19 protein-coding genes are annotated in these 21,453 nt (G+C 45.7%); 3 read left to right on the forward strand and 16 right to left on the reverse strand.

Annotated elements, in window-relative coordinates:
- The first annotated feature begins 361 nt into the window (after positions 1-361).
- Complete coding sequence (locus DWX43_RS20120; protein ID WP_182440775.1) at positions 362-2,083, forward strand: sensor histidine kinase; 1,722 nt, start codon at positions 362-364, stop codon at positions 2,081-2,083.
- Positions 2,055-3,575, forward strand: a complete 1,521-nt coding sequence (locus DWX43_RS20125; RefSeq protein WP_118621605.1) for a response regulator — start codon at positions 2,055-2,057, stop codon at positions 3,573-3,575. The genes DWX43_RS20120 and DWX43_RS20125 overlap by 29 nt, the downstream gene beginning before the upstream one ends.
- 23 nt (positions 3,576-3,598) lie before the next feature.
- Here DWX43_RS20125 and DWX43_RS20130 read toward each other — a convergent pair whose 3' ends face one another.
- From DWX43_RS20130 to DWX43_RS20190, 13 genes are all read right to left on the reverse strand, one after another.
- Complete coding sequence (locus tag DWX43_RS20130) at positions 3,599-5,011, reverse strand: deoxyguanosinetriphosphate triphosphohydrolase (RefSeq protein ID WP_109732517.1); 1,413 nt, start codon at positions 5,009-5,011, stop codon at positions 3,599-3,601.
- 17 nt (positions 5,012-5,028) lie between these two features.
- A complete protein-coding gene (locus DWX43_RS20135; protein WP_118621606.1) occupies positions 5,029-5,994 on the reverse strand; it encodes a hypothetical protein in 966 nt (321 codons plus the stop codon).
- Positions 5,995-6,191: 197 nt separating this feature from the next.
- Complete coding sequence (locus DWX43_RS20140) at positions 6,192-6,986, reverse strand: M15 family metallopeptidase (protein ID WP_109732519.1); 795 nt, start codon at positions 6,984-6,986, stop codon at positions 6,192-6,194.
- Positions 6,987-7,055: 69 nt separating this feature from the next.
- Entirely contained in the window at positions 7,056-7,688 is a 633-nt protein-coding gene (locus DWX43_RS20145) for a 4'-phosphopantetheinyl transferase superfamily protein (RefSeq protein ID WP_118621607.1), read from the reverse strand.
- Between the two features lie 4 nt (positions 7,689-7,692).
- On the reverse strand, positions 7,693-9,312 hold the full coding sequence (locus DWX43_RS20150) for an EAL domain-containing protein (protein WP_109732521.1): 1,620 nt from the start codon (positions 9,310-9,312) through the stop codon (positions 7,693-7,695).
- Positions 9,313-9,510: 198 nt separating this feature from the next.
- A complete protein-coding gene (gene atpC, locus DWX43_RS20155) occupies positions 9,511-9,933 on the reverse strand; it encodes an ATP synthase F1 subunit epsilon (protein WP_347559311.1) in 423 nt (140 codons plus the stop codon).
- Positions 9,934-9,939: 6 nt separating this feature from the next.
- A complete protein-coding gene (gene atpD / locus DWX43_RS20160) occupies positions 9,940-11,337 on the reverse strand; it encodes a F0F1 ATP synthase subunit beta (protein ID WP_109732523.1) in 1,398 nt (465 codons plus the stop codon).
- A gap of 70 nt (positions 11,338-11,407) precedes the next feature.
- On the reverse strand, positions 11,408-12,298 hold the full coding sequence (atpG, locus tag DWX43_RS20165) for an ATP synthase F1 subunit gamma (protein ID WP_109732524.1): 891 nt from the start codon (positions 12,296-12,298) through the stop codon (positions 11,408-11,410).
- 1 nt (position 12,299) lies between these two features.
- Positions 12,300-13,817 (reverse strand): F0F1 ATP synthase subunit alpha, encoded by a 1,518-nt coding sequence (gene atpA / locus DWX43_RS20170; RefSeq protein ID WP_109732525.1) that lies wholly within the window; start codon positions 13,815-13,817, stop codon positions 12,300-12,302.
- Positions 13,814-14,350, reverse strand: a complete 537-nt coding sequence (gene atpH, locus DWX43_RS20175) for an ATP synthase F1 subunit delta (RefSeq protein ID WP_118621608.1) — start codon at positions 14,348-14,350, stop codon at positions 13,814-13,816. The genes atpA and atpH overlap by 4 nt, the downstream gene beginning before the upstream one ends.
- Complete coding sequence (atpF, locus tag DWX43_RS20180; RefSeq protein ID WP_109732594.1) at positions 14,328-14,831, reverse strand: F0F1 ATP synthase subunit B; 504 nt, start codon at positions 14,829-14,831, stop codon at positions 14,328-14,330. Before atpF ends, atpH begins: the two co-directional genes overlap by 23 nt.
- A gap of 69 nt (positions 14,832-14,900) precedes the next feature.
- A complete protein-coding gene (atpE, locus tag DWX43_RS20185) occupies positions 14,901-15,125 on the reverse strand; it encodes an ATP synthase F0 subunit C (protein ID WP_109732527.1) in 225 nt (74 codons plus the stop codon).
- 44 nt (positions 15,126-15,169) lie between these two features.
- On the reverse strand, positions 15,170-15,832 hold the full coding sequence (locus DWX43_RS20190) for a F0F1 ATP synthase subunit A (protein WP_109732595.1): 663 nt from the start codon (positions 15,830-15,832) through the stop codon (positions 15,170-15,172).
- A gap of 673 nt (positions 15,833-16,505) precedes the next feature.
- Here DWX43_RS20190 and DWX43_RS20195 point away from each other — a divergent pair.
- Positions 16,506-17,195 (forward strand): YwaF family protein, encoded by a 690-nt coding sequence (locus tag DWX43_RS20195; RefSeq protein WP_118621609.1) that lies wholly within the window; start codon positions 16,506-16,508, stop codon positions 17,193-17,195.
- Between the two features lie 57 nt (positions 17,196-17,252).
- On the opposite strand, the gene DWX43_RS20200 is transcribed toward DWX43_RS20195, so the two are convergent.
- The 3 genes from DWX43_RS20200 to DWX43_RS20210 all read right to left on the reverse strand — a co-directional run bounded on the left by DWX43_RS20200 (position 17,253) and on the right by DWX43_RS20210 (position 21,367).
- Positions 17,253-18,152: a hypothetical protein gene (locus DWX43_RS20200; protein ID WP_118621610.1), complete on the reverse strand. Its 900-nt coding sequence runs from the start codon at positions 18,150-18,152 to the stop codon at positions 17,253-17,255.
- A 75-nt stretch (positions 18,153-18,227) separates the two neighbouring features.
- The gene (locus DWX43_RS20205) at positions 18,228-20,690 is read right to left on the reverse strand and encodes an FtsX-like permease family protein (RefSeq protein WP_118621611.1); all 2,463 of its coding nucleotides are present in this window, start codon (positions 20,688-20,690) and stop codon (positions 18,228-18,230) included.
- The gene (locus DWX43_RS20210; protein WP_109732531.1) at positions 20,687-21,367 is read right to left on the reverse strand and encodes an ABC transporter ATP-binding protein; all 681 of its coding nucleotides are present in this window, start codon (positions 21,365-21,367) and stop codon (positions 20,687-20,689) included. Before DWX43_RS20210 ends, DWX43_RS20205 begins: the two co-directional genes overlap by 4 nt.
- Positions 21,368-21,453 lie beyond the last annotated feature (86 nt).

The raw sequence follows: 21,453 nt of genomic DNA on the forward strand, positions 1-21,453 counted from the left end.
CCGTACCGGATGTTTCCTTTGCTAAACACAATATACTGCAATTTTTCCAGAAACCAAATGGTCATATTCTAGATTTTCTGGAGATTTCCCACATGACTTGAACCGCCTTGCCCCGCCCGCATAGACTTTTTTTCATGATTCATATAGAATAAACATATGATGTTGGGGTCAAAAGGTATTTTGACCCCTGATGACTACGGATTTCTCCGCACTTCGTGCTCCCAAAATCCTAAAAACATTCGAAATCCGCCCTAATCGGGCTACTTTCTCATGTTTTACGGGCCCCAAAGTCATCCAATTGCATGCGAGCATGCATCGTATGACCTTTTGACCCTGGCATCAACATATGGAGGTTACCGACATGAAAAACACAAAAACAAGCCTTTCTATCCGTTCTAAAATATTCCGGAGCATGACACTGACTGCAGCGTGTCTGATACTCCTGCTGACTTTGGCTACATCTTTTATGTACTATAATTATTTTATTAAGAGCACTACGGATTCCTCTCTGGCGCAGCTCGATTATATTGCCGGGCAGCTCAATTATTATATGGATTCTGTATCGAATTATTCTCTGGCACTTATGACAGATGATACCATACAAAAGGGCCTGATGAAGTTTAAAAATGACCATGAACATTTTTCTGCCATCGATAAGATGCTGATGAAGGACAGCATTAATCATACGATACAGTCCACCCCGTTTATCCACTCTGTCACTTTTTATTCAGGAGACCGGAAACGGGTAGCCACGACAGAATATTATCCGGGAAGGGACATGGCCGATGTCATGGCCTCCGGGAAGGGGGTCTGGTTCCTCCAGCCCAAGAATTCCAACAACAATAAAAATACTACCATCTACACACTGTCGATGGTTCAGCCGGTGTACAGCATCGCGACGGGGGGACTGCTGGGCTATATCGAGATTTCCATACCGGAGAGCACAATCTCAGACATCTATTCCGGCAATACGGACGAGAACCGGCATATTTATATAACTGACGGGGAGGGCATCGTTAAAAGTACTGACGGAAGCCTTCCACTGGAATCAGATTATGCAGACTTTACAACGAAAACAAGAGACCTCTCCACCAGTTATATTACATTTACAAGGCACCTGTCACGGCTGGACTGGTATATTACGAACAGTATTTCGTTTGCCACCTTTTTCCGTCCGCTGGTGCAGGTACTGCTGCTGAGCGTGCTTGCCGCGATATTCTGTGCCGGGATTTGTTTCGTTATATCACGCAAACTGTCCAAAACGATTACCTCCCCCATTTACAGCCTGATCGACCATACACAGAAGATCAAACAGGGGGACTGGTCCACCATCGACAACATTCCCTGTGACGATCAGGATATCGCTCTGCTCTTTACAGAGTTTAACGCCATGATCCAGGCACAGGAACAGCTAAAGGACAACCTTCTGGAAACGACTAAGATGAAGAATAAGATTTCTCTTGATCTGATCCAGCAGCAGGTTAACCCACATTTTCTTTACAATACACTGGATAACATTTGTTCTCTCGCTGAATTGGATGAAAAACAGACCCTGATCGATATTGTTATGAGCTTGTCCACGTTTTACCGGGTCGGCTTAAGCAGCGGCAAGTTCCGCGTTACGGTCGGGGATGAACTGGAGATTACAACTGCCTATCTGCATATCATGCAGATCCGGTATTTTCATAAATTCGATTATACAATTGAGTGTCCCGACGAGCTGAAACAGTATTCCTGCATTAAACTTCTTTTACAGCCCATCGTGGAAAACAGTATTTACCACGGAATCAAGGAAATGGAATCCAAGGGGCTGCTGGAAATCCGGATACAGGAGAAGGATGAAAATATTCTGATCATTGTGCAGGACAACGGTGTGGGATTTACCCAGGAGGCTTATCAGAAGATATGGGAATGCAGTGACCATTTCGGTGTCAAGAACATCCATCAGAGAATCCAGCTCTACTATGGCGAAGAATATGGACTCATCATGTCCAACAGGCCCACGGGAGGCTGTATAACAACAATTACAATTCCTAAGAAGGAGGCAGTAAACAATGCAGACAACATTAGTGATCGCGGATGATGAATATTTTATCCGCCAGCGCCTGAAAAAAATCATCCCCTGGACGGCGCTGAATTTAAAGCTGGCAGGTGAGGCAGAAAACGGGGTCGAGGTCCTTAATATTTTAAACGAGCAGCACGTGGATATCGTACTTTTGGATATCCGTATGCCCAAGATGCTCGGGACAGAGACGGCGCTGCATATCCGGCAGAACTTCCCGGATACACAGGTGATCATCCTTTCCGGATATAACGAATTCGAATACGCACGCTCTGCACTTCAGAACGGAGTCAGCGACTACCTGCTGAAACCGGTTGACCCGTCTGCACTGCTCTCTTCCCTTGAAAACTGCATAGAGAAAATTTCACAAAGGCAGAAGACAACCGCCAAGTTAAAATCCTTTGACCGGCATATGCGCAGTAATGCGCTGGCTGACGTCCGTGATAAAAAGATCAGTTATGCAGAAGTCTGCCTTAAGTATCCTGATTTTTCACAGTACCGGTATTCTGCATATATCGGTATCTATACTATGGATGATACGCCCGCAGGCGTTTTCGGACTTACGGATCTGATCCAGAGTGAACTGGGGCTCAATTGCGAACATTTTCAGGAATCCGGGCACATTTATGTGATCCAGCTGTTTTTCAGCACCGGCTCTGATATCAGCCACCTCGGAAGTGTCCTGACTGGTTTTGTTGCGGAATCTCCCAACTACATTTTCCTCACTGCCAATCATGTTTTTTCTCTCGAGGAAGACTGGGGAACATACTACCGGCGGATTACATCCAGTTTAAACCAGCGGTATTTCCATCCGTCCTCAGATCTCTTTATGGAATTTAAGCATAAAGAACAGGGAAATGAAAAACTTGACCTTGTAAAACTCAGGCAGACTGTCATGGAGTACCTGAACTTAAGTGATGCAAAGAATTTCGAGAGTTTTATCGAAAAGTCCTTTGACACCATTATGCAGAAGAAAAATATTGACCTGCTTTTTTCGTTCCTCAACGAATTGTTTATCACCTTCCAGATTCATTATAAGATTCCTGCGAATCTGGACTGCAGTATTTCCGATTTTATTTCAGATATGATTGAAGAGGAGCACGACTGCGGACGGCTGAAAGAGGAGGTCCTGCATTACGGGAACCAGTGCATGAGTCTGAAGAAAACACCGCCGTCCGATGTCAGCTACTGCCGGAAGATTACGGCCTATATTGATGAAAACTATATGAACCCGGACCTCACTGTCTCATCCATAGCGGAGCATTTCCAGCTGAATGCCTCCTATCTGGGCACGATTTTTAAAAATGTCAGGGACCAGTCAATCTTACAGTATATTACAAAAGCCCGGATGGAGGCCGCAAAAAAGCTGCTCGCAACCGGGGACTATCTCGTGTCCGAGGTTGCGGCAGCAATTGGCTACTCAGATGTATTTTATTTCAGCAAATGTTTCAAGAAAAACTTCGGATGCTCTCCGAAAGAATTCATCCGGATCTGCGAGGCAGAAAAGGAGTAAACGCTCCGGCCTTCTGGCTGTTGCTATACAAGGCCGTTCATTTCCTGATACAGCCGTTTGGCATAGCTGTCGGTCATGCCGCATATATAATCTGTTACAAGCAGCAGGCGGAGATATAACTTCTCCGCTTCGCTTTTCCCTTCAGCCTGATATTTGTATGCATTCTTGTAATTATCGGAAATAAAGGAAATTACCCTGCTGTCGATGGAATTTAATTTTGCATCTGTATCATAATACAGTACGGCATGTACCAGTTTGTTCATGAGAAAGTCCAGTATCACGGCTTCTGTCACTTCCATCTTATAGATGGCCGTGGAGGAAAACACGTATCTGTATGCCATATCCCCCAGCAGTTCCATAAGCTGTTCTCCAAAGGTCCCGAAGAAGATATCTTTTTTGAAAGTCCCATTCATGATACTTTCATAGTTCGATGTAAACCCAAAAGTTGCACAGCTGATCAAATATCCCTGCACACGGACGATCCAGTTCTTCACTGCATAAGATTCCGGGCTGCCGGACTGTTTTTGTTTTCCTCTTTCATAATATGTGTGAAGCTTCTCAAGTGCATTGAAATTGGAATCCGGATAGGTTTCCTGCAGCTGCTCCAGTTCCCGCTCCAGATCATAGTAGCTTATAAACCCTTTGACGAATGCATCCTCTATATCCGCCGTCTTGTATGCCAGATCATCCGCCGCCTCGAGTATATAGGTCAGGGGGTGTCGTATACCTGTCGTCCCTGTATCTGCGGCGATCTCCTCGTAAATCTGCTGGTCTGCGTAGTAGTATCCCATCTTCTTATCTTTGATGTTCCCGGTGTTTTTGTCAATGCCCGTGGATGGTACCGGATACTTCACGATTGTATTGAGCAGTGCATATGTCAGGTTCATTCCGTTTTCGTCCACCAGATAATGCAGCTTTGTCACAAGCCTGAGTGCCTGCGCGTTTCCCTCAAAATGGTAGAAATCTTCCCTCATCTGGGGCGTGAGCATCTCCTCTACACTCCTGTCAAAGAAGGTGAGTGTGGAAAGGTGCCGCGTAAACCACTCGCGGATTGCATCTTCACCGAAATGTCCGAAAGGAGGATTCCCTATATCATGGATCAGACCGGCGCACTGAAGAATATGACATATATCCTCCTTCATCTGCGGTGTGAACCCGGGGTCTCTTTTATGAGTGATAATGTTCTCCCCGATATTCTGGCCGAGAGATTTGGCAAAGGAAGATACTTCCAGTGAATGCGTAAGGCGGGTACGGATAAAATCGCTCTTATCTAAAGGAAATACCTGTGTCTTGTCCTGCAGGCGCCTGAAAGACGCACTGCCTATGATCCTGTGGTAATCCTTTTCAAACTCGCTTCTTAAATCTGTTGATTTTACCCTTGCACCTGAGGCGCTTCCGCGCATTCTCCGGGTAGAAAGCAGTGTATTCCATTCCATTTTAATTTCACCATTCTTTAATCTAAATAAATCGGCGGCTCATAATCTTTTCCAAGCAGAGCTTTCTTCCTCTCCTGATACCCGAGGAAAGCCCATTCCGTCATATCTGTCCATCTATGTGTATTGCGGTCATAGACCTGCACATAACCGATCCTGTTCGGATGCATGCGCACGCTGTTAGACTGGAACTCACGTCCTGTATATGGATTGATATCGCCCTGCACCAGATCTTCTTCCGCATCATCATGTTTGATGACCGGCTCGAAATCTTCCGGGTCAGGCAATGGTTCTATTGTCTTTGTCTCCTGTACAATTGGTTCTTTGCTGATCGCTTCTTCTCTGTCCGGTTCCGGTGTGACGCCCTTCTTTCGCAGGAAAATGCCTCCGGTGCGGAACTTTTCCTTCTTGGGCTTTTCTTTCTCTGTACCGTTTACCGCAGCTGACGGGGCTGTGTCCTGAGGTGATTCTTCCTCTGCACTCTTTTCCAGTTCAGATAATTCCTCATGTATTTCATAGAGTTCGCCAATGGTCATATCAACTTCTTCGGCGTCTTCCTTGATCTCAACAGATTCTGCTGTCTCTTCTATATCTTCAGCATCTTCTTCATCCAGCAGTTCTTCCGCCTCCTGCGGCTGTTCTGCCGGCTGCCGGTCTACTGTAAGTCCAGAAGGCTTCTGCTCATACTTTGACTCTTGTTTCCTCTGCTCCTTCACCGGGGCCACCTCTGCTTCTGCTGCCACTACTGCTGCCGTCGGCGGTGCTTCTCCTGATAATATGCTCAAATGAAAAGGACAGCCAAGAATATTCGCAATCATGCGCATATCCTGTTCCTGAAAGTTGTCTCTGCCCAGGCGCTGTGTCAGGTTCTGTCTGGACATCTTCATTCCCGTACGTTCCTCAATAATCTCTGCCAGTTCTTTAATCGTCATGCCTTTTCGGCCTAAAATAATCTTGACCTGTTCTCCGAATGTAAGATCTTCCATGATGCTTCGTATACCTCCTTATTGAATTCAACTTATACTCCGTAGTTCTAACACGTCCCCATCCACATCCTGTTTTTTACACAGGCTCCCTATGAATCGGTATGTGAGAAACAAATTAATTGCTTCATAAACCTATCTTTTTCCCTATTCTTCATTTTAGCAAATACACCAGAACCCGTCAACGACAATTTATGCGCTTATGCAACCCCCAGATACTCCTCGAGTGTGATATTCTTTTCCATAATCTCTTTTGCTGCCTCTTTACCCACATAGCGGTAATGCCACGGCTCGTACACGATCCCTGTGATGTCGGACTTGTCAGACGGATAACGGAGGATAAAACCGTACTTGTAACAGTTTTCTGCAAGCCATTTGGATTCCTTTGTATCAGCCTGTTTGTCATCCAGGTCCTGATAATCTTCGGAAACGATATCCATTGCCAGCCCGGTTGCATGTTCACTGTATCCGGGTATTGCTACAGATTTCTTAGTCTCCTCATAGGCATCCAGATAGGTGCTGCCCTGATTGATCCAGTCCCCCATCGTTTCATTGAACACCGTCTTCTGATCTTCATAGTTACGATAAGCAGAAAGGACATACATCTTCAGGCCGGCTTCCTTTGCGTCAGAAAGCATCTTTTTTGTGTCTTCCGCAATTCTTGCGTCAACTGAACGTCCCTCTGCTATCTCTTCCAGCTCTGGTTCATACTTTTGATCCAGCGGATAGTTATCGTTCACCAGCAAAAGCTCCCAGTCATCTGTGCCTTTTGTTGACAGAGTGGCCGCAGCCTCTATCGACTTCTGCTTTTCGACCTGCTCCTCAAGAGCCTTTTTTTCTTTTTTCAATGTCTTCTCAGTCTTGGCGAAAGCTTCTGCCTTCTTATCGACCGCCTTACTTGCAGCCGCAAATGTAATCAGCACGCCAAGTGCGGCACCCGCAACCGCCCCGAATGCCAGGGCCCTCTTTATCTTTCGGTTCATCTTCACACTCATAATCTGCCTCCTAATGAGCCGTCATATACCACTGCTCACTTGATTTACAAAACATGAGACACGACTCTTCTAGTCAAATCTCAGTTCTGTATGTATTTCAGTATCTATCTTTTTCTCTGTGGAACAAACTGCTATTTTATAAGGTACCCCGTCCAGCTTATATTCGCAATAATAATAGCTGCGCGGAAACTCATCCGGCTTTCGCTTCAGAACGGGCGGGCAGCCGAGCCCAATTTCAAAACTTTTCATATCAAGCGCCATTCCCTGACGCGTTGCTTTCATGAAACTTTCCTTCAGCACCCAGAAACGGTAAAAGACATCACTTTTTTCTGCCGCGCTCTCCTGCCTTAGGATCTCTTCATATTCCGACGGGCAGAAGAATCGGCCCGCGACCTTCATATTTGCTTCCTTTATCTTCTCAATGTCGCATCCGACCTGAGTATTAAGGCCTCCGTCTGTATCAACAGAACACAGCACAAAATCCCCCGAATGCGAGAGATTAAATGCTGCCTGTTCTTTCACTCCATATTCTTTTCTGATACTCTGAAGCAGTGTCCATGCTCCGGCGCTCTGCGCCTTCCCCTCCTGAAACCGCATACGGTCAGCCTTTTCTTTCCGGAAATCAGGAAGCTGCCTGTAATACTTGCGGTAATGTGCTTCATCATATAACGGTGTGATGTCGGCAATCCAAGTTCTAATCATCGCCTTATCCCTTCATATACCGTACTTCAAATGTATCAATGGTAATAGGCTTATTAAATAAAGTTCCCTGTGCATAATCACAGCCCAGCTCTTTCAATACATTCAGCTGATCCTGTGTCTCCACACCGGCCGCCGCCACGTGCACGCCGAGCTGGCGGCACACATCGATCACTGCTTTCGCAACGATCTGGCTTCTGTTATTCCCCACAATATTGGTAACCAGACTCTTGTCCAGCTTCAGCCCGTCAAACTCCATAATGGAAAGAATGGAAAAGCTGGAATCTTTTGCTCCAAAATGATCCAGAACAACCCTTACATTTTCTTTTCTTATCTTATTGCTGGTCTCGGCCAGCATCTCCTGATTCATATCTGTATAGGATTCGGAAACCTCTACTTCCAGATATTCGCAGGAAACCCGGTACTTTTCTACCAGGGAAAGCATCTTCTCGGCAACACTTTCCTCACGGAGTGTGGCCCCTGCAAAGTTTACAGAAACAGGAAGCATTGGCATGTCTTCCAGTTCCCATTTCCTCAAGGTCTTACAGACCTGTTCGAACACATATAAGTCAAGGAAGTGTGACAGCTTCGTCTCTTCCAGAAGTGTAATATATTTTCCCGGGTCTACGATCCCAAGATCCTTATGGTGGTAGCGCACTACCGCTTCGGCCCCGACGACTTCCTCTGTCATTACATCCATTTTGGGGACAAAGCACACGATAAAGCTGCCATGTTCAATGTCTTCCAGAAGGTCCTGCTTAATGATCGGCTCATGATGGCCTTTTTTCAGATGCTTGTAGTACTTCTGCTTCTCCTCGCGCATCATATTCTCGGCATGTGCAACAAGGCTGTCCACATCGATGTCAACCTTCTCCCATGCATACCCCATCGTTACGAGTCCGAGACTGATATTCTCCAGCTTATTATGCGCGCCGTGAACATGCTTCATAAAGTCCTCGTATGAGACGTCTTCCATAATCGCCAGATATTCATCACCGGTCAGCCTGAACACCATCGCCCCGCGGAAGTACTCTTCCAGAACTTCACCGACACGGATGACAACCTCATCCCCGTATTCCCGGCCGAACTCCTTATTGAAATTCTTCAGCCCATTAATATCAACGGACAGCGCACCCAGCGACTTAAGTTCCTCCTGCTTTACCTCTGCCAGATACCCGACAAAACTGTTGCGGTTCAAAAGACCTGTCAGGTCATCATGGTAACTCAGATATTCCTGCTGCTTCTGCATCTTCTGAAGCACGATCGCCTGAGAGATATACGGAATGACCGCACGCATAAGCGAAAGGTCGCATCCCCCCCTGTGTACTCCAACCGCTGCCAATACAGCCGTCACATCATCATCTAAAGGACGGAATACACTGTAGTCCGCCTCAGTTGTATCTGTAATCTCCTGCCTGATCCACCTCGGCAGCTGATCAGCATCCAGCATCTTGATACGGTCTCTCTGCCACGGAACATTCTCTGCACACCACTCATAGATTGCGAGGATATCATCCTCTTCTTTTTCTATATAATAAACATATTCCGAATCATAGTAGTCGCGTATCGTGCTTAATACGTCGTTCATAATCTCAATGATAGAACGTTGTTTATACTTCTCACTCATGGATTCTTCTCCCCTGATTTCACTAGATAACAGTTATAAATACCATCTGGACTGACTAAAGTACAGATATGATTATTGTAGTATAATCTTATTTAAATTGCAAGAAGCAAAAAACGGAGGCGCAAAGGGGTCTGACCCTTTTGCCCTCCGTTTTCAGAATATTCTGTCTTTGATCCGCAAAAGGGTCAGACCCCTTTGCTACAAATTCCATTTCTGTCCCTGTGACACTTTCAGCCGGTTCATTGCCCGCGCCAGTGATGCCTGGGTCCGGTAGTATTCCTGAATGCTCTGCTTCTGCCGCATCTGCTCCTCGGCACGCTCTTTTGCTTCCTCGGCCCTGCGCACATCAATCTCTTCCGGGCGCTCGGCAGTGTCCACGAGCACCGTAACACGATTGTTCACGACCTCGGCAAAACCTGCACCAACTGCAACGTCCACCCAGTTTCCTTCTTCAATCTCCATTCTGGCATCCCCGACTGTTACGGCAATTACCATATTCTCATGATTGGCCAGAATTCCCATCTCCCCGTCGGGAGCCGGGAGGGTCAGCTTTCTGCAGCGGCCTTCGTAGAACACCCTGTCGCTGGCTATTATTTTCAGCCCAAATGTATCCATATGCATACACCTCTATTCTGCGGCACTTTCCGCCTTTGCTTTCTCAATGACATCTTCGACTGTTCCTACATTGAAAAATGCAGATTCCGGATACTGGTCCATCTCGCCGCTGATAATCATTTTGAAACCGCGGATTGTCTCTTTGAGCGGCACGTATTTACCCGGGATTCCGGTAAATGTCTCAGCAACGTAGAATGGCTGTGACAGGAATCTCTGGATCTTTCTTGCACGCATAACGACCGCTTTATCTTCATCTGACAGTTCTTCCATACCAAGAATTGCAATGATATCCTGCAGTTCCTTGTATTTCTGGAGGATTGCCGTTACCTGGTTGGCCACTTCATAGTGTTCCTCTCCGACAATATCAGCCTCCAGAATACGGGAGTTGGATTCCAGAGGATCGACTGCCGGATAGATCCCCTGCTCTACGATCTTTCTGGACAATACTGTTGTCGCATCCAGATGTGCAAACGTTGTGGCCGGGGCCGGGTCAGTCAGGTCATCGGCAGGCACATATACGGCCTGTACGGATGTAACGGAACCGTTCTTTGTCGATGCAATACGCTCCTGCAGCTCACCCATTTCTGTAGCAAGGGTCGGCTGGTAGCCTACGGCTGAAGGCATACGTCCGAGAAGTGCGGATACCTCGGAACCAGCCTGGGTAAAACGGAAAATATTGTCAATAAACAGAAGCACGTTCTGGTGCTCTTTATCCCTGAAATACTCAGCCATTGTAAGCCCTGTCTCCGCAACACGCATACGTGCTCCGGGCGGCTCGTTCATCTGTCCGAATACCAGGGCCGTCTTCTCAAGAACCCCGGAAGCCTTCATCTCCGTCCATAAGTCATTCCCTTCACGGGAACGCTCACCGACTCCTGTAAAAATAGAATAACCGCCGTGCTCTGTAGCAATATTACGAATCAATTCCTGAATCAGTACGGTCTTACCTACACCGGCACCACCGAAAAGGCCAATCTTACCGCCTTTTGCATAAGGCGCCAGAAGGTCAATAACCTTGATACCTGTTTCCAGAATTTCAATAACCGGGCTCTGGTCCTCAAAACTCGGCGGATCTCTGTGGATCACCCATTTCTGATTCGTTTCAAGAGGCTGGCCATCATCAATGGTTTCCCCCAAAACATTAAACAATCTGCCCAGTGTCTGCTCTCCAACCGGTACTTTGATGCCTTCCCCGGTAGCAGTCACTTCCATATCTTTATGCAGCCCTTCGCTGGCAGCAAGCATCAGACAGCGCACCTCATTATTCCCGAGATGCTGTGCGACCTCCATGATGCACGTCTTACCACTATTTTCAACTTCAAGCGCATCTTTGATAAAAGGAAGATTGCCGTCTTCAAATACTACGTCAACGACAGGTCCCATGACCTGTACAATTCGTCCTTTATTCATAATCGTTCTCACTTCCTTATTTGTGAGTGCAAAGGGGTCTGACCCCTTTGCACTCCATTGTCAGAATATTTTACTTTTTCCGTTTCTGGGCATTTGCCCCGCTGCATACCTCGGTAATTTCCTGGGTGATGGCAGCCTGCCGTGCCCTATTATATAAGGTAGATAAATCTTTGATGATACTCTCGGCACTGTCTGTTGCAGCCTTCATTGCCATCATACGGGCGTTGTGCTCGCTGGCATAGGCCTCTACCAGACAGCCGTAGACCATACCTGTTATATAATTCGGAATGATGCTGTCCATGACGCTTTTGGCGGATGGATAGAGTTCTATTTCTTCCCTGTACATGTTCAGAGGCATAATCATCTTATTAAAGGAAGCCCTCTCCAACGGGAGAAGTCTTACTTTTTCAGCATCTGACTGCACAGAGTTTTCCATGCGGGTGTAAATCATGTATACTTCATCCAATTGCCCCATTTCAAACTGGTCCAGAATGACGGATGAGATATTTCTAGCACGGTGCATCGTCGGCTTCTGGACTGTATACTGGAAGTTTGTATCAATTTCTACCTTATGTTTGGCAAAATAGTGTCTTCCCAGTTCTCCGACAACGAATAGTTTATGTTCCCCGGGCCCGCTAAGCAGTTCTTCTTCAAGCTTGATGATATTATGGTTGTATGCCCCTGCAAGTCCTTTATCCGCAGTTATGACAATGGAGCCGATCTTCCTCTTTTCAGCGGGGATCTTCTCCCTCAAGTCAAAATACGGATGTTCAATATCAGGGACATGGCGCAGGATTCTGGAAATCTCACCCTGCAGGCCATAGAAATACGGCTCTGTATCAGACAGCTTCTTCTTTGCCTGTTTCATTTTGGAAGAAGAAATCATATACATCGCATTCGTAATCTTCATCGTATCCTTTACGCTGTTTATACGGGTCTGTATTTCTCTGATATTTGCCATATTAACACCTGCTCTTCTTAAATTCCTTCGCTGCTTCCACGATCTTTCCAATCAGCTCGTCGGTCAGGGCCTTTGTTTCTTCTATCTCTTTCCCGATCTCCGGATATTGTGTATCAAAATAGCTTAACATATCTGCCTGAAACTGTTTGATCTTCTTCTTTTCAATACCAAGCAGCACCTTATGTGTAGCTACACAGAGGGTGATAACCTTTTCATGCAGGGAGAGCGGATGGCACAGAGGCTGTTTTAAAAGCTCCATCAGGCCACCGCCGTATTCCAGCTGCTCTTTTGTGGCAGCGTCAAGGTCAGAGCTGAACTGTGTAAACACTTCCATTTCTCTGTACTGCGCCAGATCGATACGGATACTTCCTGAAGCCTTTTTCATCGCCTTCGTCTGGGCAGCACCGCCGACACGGGATACGGACAGACCTACGTTGACCGCCGGCCTCATTCCCGAGAAGAACAAATCACTCTCCAGAAAAATCTGGCCGTCTGTGATGGAAATTACGTTGGTCGGTATATAAGCAGATACATCTCCTGCCTGCGTCTCGATAATCGGGAGCGCCGTGATAGAACCGCCGCCCAACGCATCACTCAGCCGGCTGGAACGCTCCAGCAGTCTTGAATGAAGGTAGAATACATCTCCCGGATATGCTTCACGTCCCGGAGAACGTCCGAGCAGAAGGGATAATGCACGGTATGCAACCGCATGTTTTGATAAATCATCATAAACGATCAGGACATCTTTCCCCTGATGCATAAAATGTTCCGCCATCGCAGTTCCTGCATAAGGTGCGATATACTGGAGCGGAGCGCAGTCACTTGCAGTTGAGGAAACAACAATTGTGTAATCCATAGCGCCATTCGTCGTCAGCGTATTCACAACCTTGGCTACAGTAGATGCCTTCTGCCCGACCGCAACATAAATACAGACAACATCTTTTCCTTTCTGATTGATAATCGTGTCCAGAGCAATGGAAGTCTTTCCCGTCTGCCTGTCTCCGATGATCAGTTCTCTCTGTCCACGCCCGATCGGGAACATGGCGTCGATTGACAGAATACCTGTCTCCATCGGCACACTGACTGACTTCCTGTCTATAATTCCCGGTGCCTCCTGCTCGATCGGCCTGTAATCATCAGCCTCGATCTCGCCCTTCCCGTCGATCGCCGCACCCAGAGAGTTAACAACTCTTCCTATATATTTATCACCAACCGGAACCCCGGCTTTTTTCCCAGTCCGGGTCACTTTTGTGCCTTCCTTGATCTCGGTATCGTGTCCGAAGAGGATACATCCGATGGAATCCTTCTGGATATCCTGGACCATCGCCTTCAGCCCGTTCTCAAAAGTCACAATCTCCCCGTACATGGCGTGATCAATTCCATAAACAGTGGCAATACCGTCTCCTACAGTAATAACTGTACCGACCTCACTGTCCTTGCTGATTGTATCAAAATTTTCTATTTCATTTTTCAGAATAGAAATAATTTCATCTGAATTGATTGAACTCACCTTGTTCACCTCCAGGTCAATTTTTGTTCTAATCTATTCAGGCGTCCTTTCAGGCTCCAGTCATACTCATCACTGCCGGCCGTTAACACAAAGCCTCCCAGCAGAGCGTGATCCGTCCTGATTTCAATATTTGCCTCAACGGCATTATATTTCCTGCAAAGAAACGCCTTCATTTCTTTTAGCTGTACCTCACTTGGAGGTTCTACACAAGTCAGCACTGCATTCAGAACCCTGTTCTGTTCATCGCAGTACCTGTCATATGATACGAAAATATCCCCGATCAGGTCCATCCTCTGATTTTGGCATGTCACCTTCAGGAAATTCCTGATTTCTTCCGGAAACACCTGGTCGATCACTCTCAGTTTCTGTTCCTCTCTGATAGTCGGATTTACAAACACATCATTTAACTGGGGAACTTCTGCGAATATATCCCTTGCTTTCTGTATGGCTTCTTTAGAAATATTCAGCTCATACAACACTTTTGCATATCTTACCGCTGCCTGCGGGCAGTACTGGATGTTAGTGTTTGTCTGTGTCTTCATGAGCGTCACCTGCTTCTTCCAGAAACTGATTATATATGTCCTGATTTCCTTGATTCTCTGTCTTTTCGCCTACAATTCTGGCAGCCGCTGTCATCGCAAGTCCTGCAATCTCTGACTGCAGGGCCTTCATTGTCTGCTCCCGTTCTAACTGAATCTGTGCCTTCGCAGAATCCAGCATGCCGCCTGCTTTTACGCCGGCTTCACTTACAATCCGCTCATACTCGGCCTTTGCCTGCGTCTGTGCCTTTTCCACGATCTTCACAGACTCGTCTCTGGCACCCGTAAGGGCTGCTTCATACTCAACTTTAAGCTTTGCGGCTTCTTCCCTGGCACTGCTTGCCTCGTTTAAGCCGTCCGCAATCAGTTTCTCACGCTTTTCCATGATATCAGTTACCGGTTTGATCAAAAACTTTTTCAACAAAAGATAAAGAACAACAAGGTTTATTATGGTAAAGAGAAGGTTCACATTTAATTGCAGCACCTGTCCCACCTGCCTTTCCTGTTTTTATGGTATCTGTTCAGAAATATGAACGGATACACCTGTGATCTATTATTTCAAAAGTAAAATAATCAGCAAACCGATAATAAAACCGTAAATAGCAGTTGCTTCGGCGAGCGCACATCCAAGGATCAGTGTCTTGCTAATCTTGCTTTCAGCCTCTGGCTGTCTTGCAATTGCATCTGCTGCTTTCCCTGTTGCAATACCAATACCGATACCTGCTCCTACACCTGTTAAAACTGCGATTCCTGCTCCAATAGCTATAATTGTTCCCATAATACAAATCTCCTTTTCTTTCAAAAATTTCTTTCAGAATTCCTCTACTCTTGTTCTTCATTCATAAACAGTGCCGTAAGGAATACAAACACATATGCCTGCAAAAGACCGTCAAATATATCAAAATAAAAACTAAACGGTATAGGCACCAAAACCGGCACAATGGCTTTTAAAAGCTCCATAATGACAAATGCTCCGAGCACATTACCGAATAACCGCATACAAAGAGACAACGGACGGATTACAATCTCCAGAATCATAATCGGTGCAACTACAGGCACCGGCTTTGCAAAATGCTTCATCCAATGCTTTACTCCATTTTTATGTATGCCTGAATATTCAATCAGGAACATGCTCATAATCGCGAGCGCCGCTGTCACGTTCAAGTCCTTGGTAGGCGGCTTGAACCCAAACAGACTGATAATATTGGAAACACCCAGATAGAGAACTATTGTAATAAGATAAGGTATATATCTCTTATTCTCTTTCCCTATGATGCCCTCGAAGAAGTCCGAAGCCCATCCAACAGCCGACTCCAGCACAATCTGCTTCCTGCCCGGATTCTCAACCTTCAGGTTCCGGACGAAGATAATTGACAGCCCGACCAGCACAGCCATGATCACCCATGTTACGACTACCGCTTCTGATACGCCGATTCCCCCGAATATAGGTATTGTAAACACGGTCTCACAGTTCAGTTCCTCCAGCAACTTCTCTGTTAAACTTTCCGTATCGCTCCCTCCCTTTCTTTTAAATATTTAATGCAGCGGTAATTCTTTCACCCATGATTATTTCTTGCATAAAAAAAGAATTTCTTCACCTGAAATTCCCTCACCGCCGCTCACTCTTAAGATTTTGTTCTCTTAAAAGTTAAATAAAGATTACGCCCAAATTTTTCGTTTGTCAACGATAAAAAAATGATGCTATTTGTCGACCCACATTGACCTTTTTTATCCAAATTTTCCTTCTTTTAAATCTCGAAATTTATGATTTTTATATAAATTTAATCTTTATTTTTTTATTTTTTACATTTCCAAAATAATTTCAAAGTCATTTTGCACAAATGCGATATTGATGGTCCCAATACATTTCGTCATTATATCCATCACTATGTCTATGTTTTCACAATGGTTATGGAAACTTTAGCAATTTCTTAATCCCCCGGCCCTTATTTCTACATTATACTGCCAATCTTCCTCTTTATTCCTGTTATATATTAAAATAGCAAATAGTTTTATGTGGCAGCGGTAAAAATGAATATGAAGAACATTCCTTTATGCCGCAGATTTGGTGTGCACTTTTATCATATTTGAATTATAATAATGCCAGAGACAAAAGGTTAAACGACGCCTGACTGAAGGCATCAGGGGGCAGATAAAAATGAGTACGTTTGAAACGAAAAACAAAACCAGTATTAAATTAAACCGCTTTTTCTTTTTTTGCGGCGTGATTATGGCATTCAGCGAAATATGGAAGCAATGCTGTCTGACCTTCATCGTCAACAGGGGGGTCTATGACTGGTGGTATTTCCCTTTCCAGCTCTGCAGTATCGCCATGTATGTTCTGCTAGTCCTTCCCTGGGTAAAGAATACACATATACGCCCTGCCCTGCTGTCATTCTTAATGAATTACAGCCTGCTTGGCGGGACAGCCGTTTTTGCGGATACAAGCGGACTCCACTATCCGGTTCCGGCACTGACGGTCCACTCCTATCTGTGGCACGTCCTTCTGATCGTGACCGGGATCGCCGCCGGCGCTGCGTGTATTGCAGAAAACCAGAACCATATGCCCGGCCGCCGGCTGTTTAGAAACAGTACTTTTATCTATCTGGGCTGCTGTGCCGCCGCCACAGGAATCAATCTGCTGTTTGACCGCTTCGGAGATATCAATATGTTCTATATCAACCCGGATTATGAAATGCAGCAGATCGGTTTTTCCACACTGGCCGGCTATATTGGTAATATTCCCGCAATCATCCTGTATATCCTCACAACGATTCTCGGAGCATGCATCCTTTTTCACATCTGGCGCCTGGCTGCCCGTTGTTATCAACATTTTTTCAGGCATTGAAAGTAAAAACTGATTATACTATTTTGCATAAACATACAAAAAAATGTACAGGCATCCTCAATTCTGAGGGGTGCCTGTACCCTTTTTCTCAAGATTCTCTTTTTCTACCTCTTCAGCCTCTACAATCTTCAGGAAATCCCTCTCCGCCTTTTTCTTGCGCGGGATAAATCTTCTGGCAACCGATCCTTTCCCGCGGTTCTTCACATAGAAGAAACCAATTACGGAAAAGACGACCGCCCCGACAAAATTTACCATAAGGTCTTTCATCGTATCTATCAGGCCAATGTCCAGATAACCGCCAAGCCCCAGGTCCTTTCCATTGACTGTCACATTCTTTATATTATCGATAACGGTGACATTATTTCCCCCCGCCGGGTCTAACATAACCGAGCGGATCGTATGGATCACCGTATCTTTCTGCATGTCATATCCCAGAATCTGATCCATTCCGAACTCAAAGAACTCCCAGATGACGCCGATTGTCATGGAAAAGCAGAAAGCGACAATTGCCGTAAACAGAGGCGAAAGCTTGAAAACCATCTTTTCACTCCTGTTGAGGAGGTCAACAAGGGAAAAACCTATTGCAGCCGCGAGGAACCCGTTCAGCGTATGCAGAACCGTATCCCAGAAAGGAAACACAATATAGAATTCCCGAATCTCACCCAGAATCTCCGCCGCAAAGATAAACACGAGGATAATGATCTCAAGCGTCGTCGGGAGCTCTATTTTCATGGTCACCTGCACAAGGCTGGGAACAACTAAAAGCAGCAGCGTCAAAATGCATAAAAACACATTTTCATAATTTTTGTTGAATATTTGCAGGATCATCATGATGATGACCAGCAGGCGTAAAATAAAATACACTATGAAGGAGCTTTTATGCTCCCGAAGTTCCATGCCCAGAGCCTTCCACATGTTGCGGAAGAAGTGTTTTTCCCTTTTGTCGTTATTTTTCATTTCATACCATTCCTTTAAAATCAGTCCACATTTATCCTCCTATTATAGGGACATTTACTGATTTATGCAAGGAATTTATCTTAATCTGTCAACCAGCGCTTCTTTGCGGAATCCACGCAGCATTACGGATGATACAATGACCGGTACGATTGCGGTGAATACGGCATATCCAAAAAACATAAGCCACGGAAAGTGAAAGTGCATATAGCCTGCCCCAAAATACTGCATTATCCGCACCATTGCATACCCGGCTGCCGTTCCCAGTATAAGTGTGATCACCAGATTTCCAGCCGTCAGCATCAGCCCTTCGGCCTGAATCATGTGAAACAGCTGTTTTGTTGTCATTCCTACAGACTGCAGCATGGCAAACTCTCTTTTTCTTGTCAGAATATTGGTAATAATCGTATTCAGCATATTCAGGATACTGAATGCCACAATAAAGATGCTGAGTCCGATCATAACTGAATTGAGTATGGCGAATGAACTTTCCCCTTCTGCTGCTATCTCCCGCAGGGTCCCCATTGTAAGGGCAGGGTAATCCTCAAGAACAGCGTCCAGCTGCTTTTCAACCTCACTTTCTTTTGTCTGGTCAACCTTCACGATCATTTCATGGTTCAGGTTCATTCCGTTCGTCATTTCTGCAAGTATCTCTTCCGGCAAAATAAAAGCGGAGAAATTATTGCTGTAATTTACATAGTCATTTGTATTGAGAATCCCTGCAACAGTAAATTCTTTTTCTTTCTCTGTCTGGCCATCATACCATGACAGTTTCACCTTATCACCGACCTGATAGCCCCACCCGAATACTTCCTGTTGTACTTCATTATACTGTATAAGAACAGAATCGCCTTTCAGCATGGCATCATAGTCAATACTGCCTTCCTCAAGCATAGTACTGAGCTTATCTGTTTCTTCTCTGGTGAAAGATGCCATGCTGTCCTCATCGTTATCTCCTTTTGCTTCCCACTTTGTACTTGCTTCCTGGCCGATTCTTATCTTTTCTACGCCATCAATCGCCTGTACTTTCTGCATCAGGTCTTCATTAATCGGATTATTCATCTGGATGTCTGTATATCCATGATCCGCTGTCTCTGCCAGATTATAGGATAGGTTGATGACGAACTCTCCGTATTTATAGGACCCTTGCCGGGCATATTCTTCCAGATCTGTAGCTATCGTAAAAAAAGCCGCCAGCATATACAGAACCCCGCCTATTCCAAGAGAAACCATTGTCAGTACTGTTTTTTTCTTGTTCCTGCTACGGTTCATTGATGCCATGCTGACAGGAGTAATTTTGCGGTACAATTTTTTGCCCGCAGTCCGGGGTTTTACAGTTTGACTCTGTTTCTTTTTTCTTTTTTCCTCTACTCCGGAAAACTTACTTGCTTCGACAGGTGAAATCGAGGATGCAATCAGCGCCGGTTTTCTGATCGAGAGAAGTACCGTTATGATATCCGCCACTACTACACAGGCCCCTATAAGCAGAGTATTTTTCCAGCTCCAGCCTGCAGGTTTGATAAAGTAGCTGACCGTACTTCCGATCAGCAGACCTGCCGGAATTCCGACACTGCACAGAACCAGCCCCTCATAGCGCACCATCCTGCGGATCTGTTTCTTTGTCATTCCGATGGTCCGCAGCTGTCCGAACTGCTGGATTCTCCCAACCACTGCCAGATAGAAGACACTGTAGATCACGAGTACACTGACAAACAAGATTCCGATGGCAACACAGATAACCATGATGTTCTGTTGCCTTTCCATATCACCGCCTGGCAGGGTATTCAGGAAGTAGTTATTCTCGTTTATATTTTTTCTTTCTACTTTATAATCGGAACCCATCGCACGGATTTCGTCAAGAAATCCCGACTGGTTCATTTTATCCGCACCATGAATCCTTACAATGCCATCATATGTCATATCTTTCAGCTGAGAACCGCTTTCGCCATATGTCTGTGAAAGTATAATGCTGAAAAGCTTTGGATTTCCATCCACATGATAGATACCTGATATGACAAACTCTTCCGTCGTCCCGTCCAGAAACGTAAAGGAAACCTTTTCCCCCGGCTTATCTTCTATATCAAGTGCCCTGCAGTGTGCATCCGAAAGCATTACCTCGTCTGCTTTCTGCGGTTCGTGTCCTTTTACCGGAGTCACGGTCTTTATGTGAACTCCCTCATCCTTTGCCGGTTTACTGTCGTAGCATACCGGCTGAACCATTTTCCCGTCCACTTCCATACTCTGTCCACGTTTCATCCCGAGGACGAATTCCGTACGTTTATCCTGTGCAAATTCCTGAATCTGTTCTCTGTCCAGACCATAGTAAACCACATGCTGCATTTCTGCGACCTGACGTGAACGTTCCGTATTCATGGAAGCATAAAATAAAGACATGACCATCAGCAGACTGACGGAAAGCGTGATGGTAACTATAATAAAGAAATTACGCAGCCTGCTGCTCTTCACACTGTTGACTGCCAGCTCCCATACAGTCTTCCCGTTATTATTACCGGCTATTTTTCCTTTCACACTACGGCTCATGCATTCCACCTGCTTTCCCTGATCCGGCCATCCTCAATGCGGATCGTCCGGTCTGCAAGCTGTGCAATTTCTTCGTTGTGGGTAATCATAACAACGGTCTGGTGGAACTGTCTGCTCGTCATCTTGATCAGGCCCAGTACATCCTGACTGGTTCTGGAATCCAGATTTCCGGTCGGTTCATCAGCAAGTATGATCGCCGGCTTTGATGCCAGAGCCCTGGCGATTGCAACCCTCTGCTGCTGTCCTCCTGACAGATTGTTTGGCATTTCCCCAAGCTTTTCCTCAAGGCCCAGCAGGGAAATGATCTTATTTATATATGTCCCGTCCGGTGTCTCGCCGTCCAGCGCCACCGGAAGTACGATGTTCTCATAGACATTCAGAATGGGAATCAGGTTGTAATTCTGGAAGACAAACCCGATCCTCCTGCGCCGGAAAATCGTCAGCCGTTCATCGTCCATCCCGGATAAATCCTTCCCCCCAATGATGACCTTCCCTTCCGTCGGCTTATCCAGTCCGCCCATCATGTTAAGCAGGGTGGATTTTCCGCTTCCCGATGTTCCTACAACCGCGACAAACTCACCTTCTTCTATCTCCAGTGACACGCCGTCCAGCGCACGCACAATATTCGGTTCTTCCCCGTAATACTTTTTCAGATCTTCCGTTTTCAGTATACTCATGTTACACACTCCTTTGTCTGTATTTTCGACCTGAAATAAGAATAACAGAGAATTGTTTCAAAAACCTCTCGAAAAAACAAAGAAAT

The sequence above is a fragment of the Clostridium sp. AF19-22AC genome, from assembly GCF_003479085.1.
GTDB lineage: Bacteria > Bacillota > Clostridia > Lachnospirales > Lachnospiraceae > Faecalicatena_A > Faecalicatena_A orotica.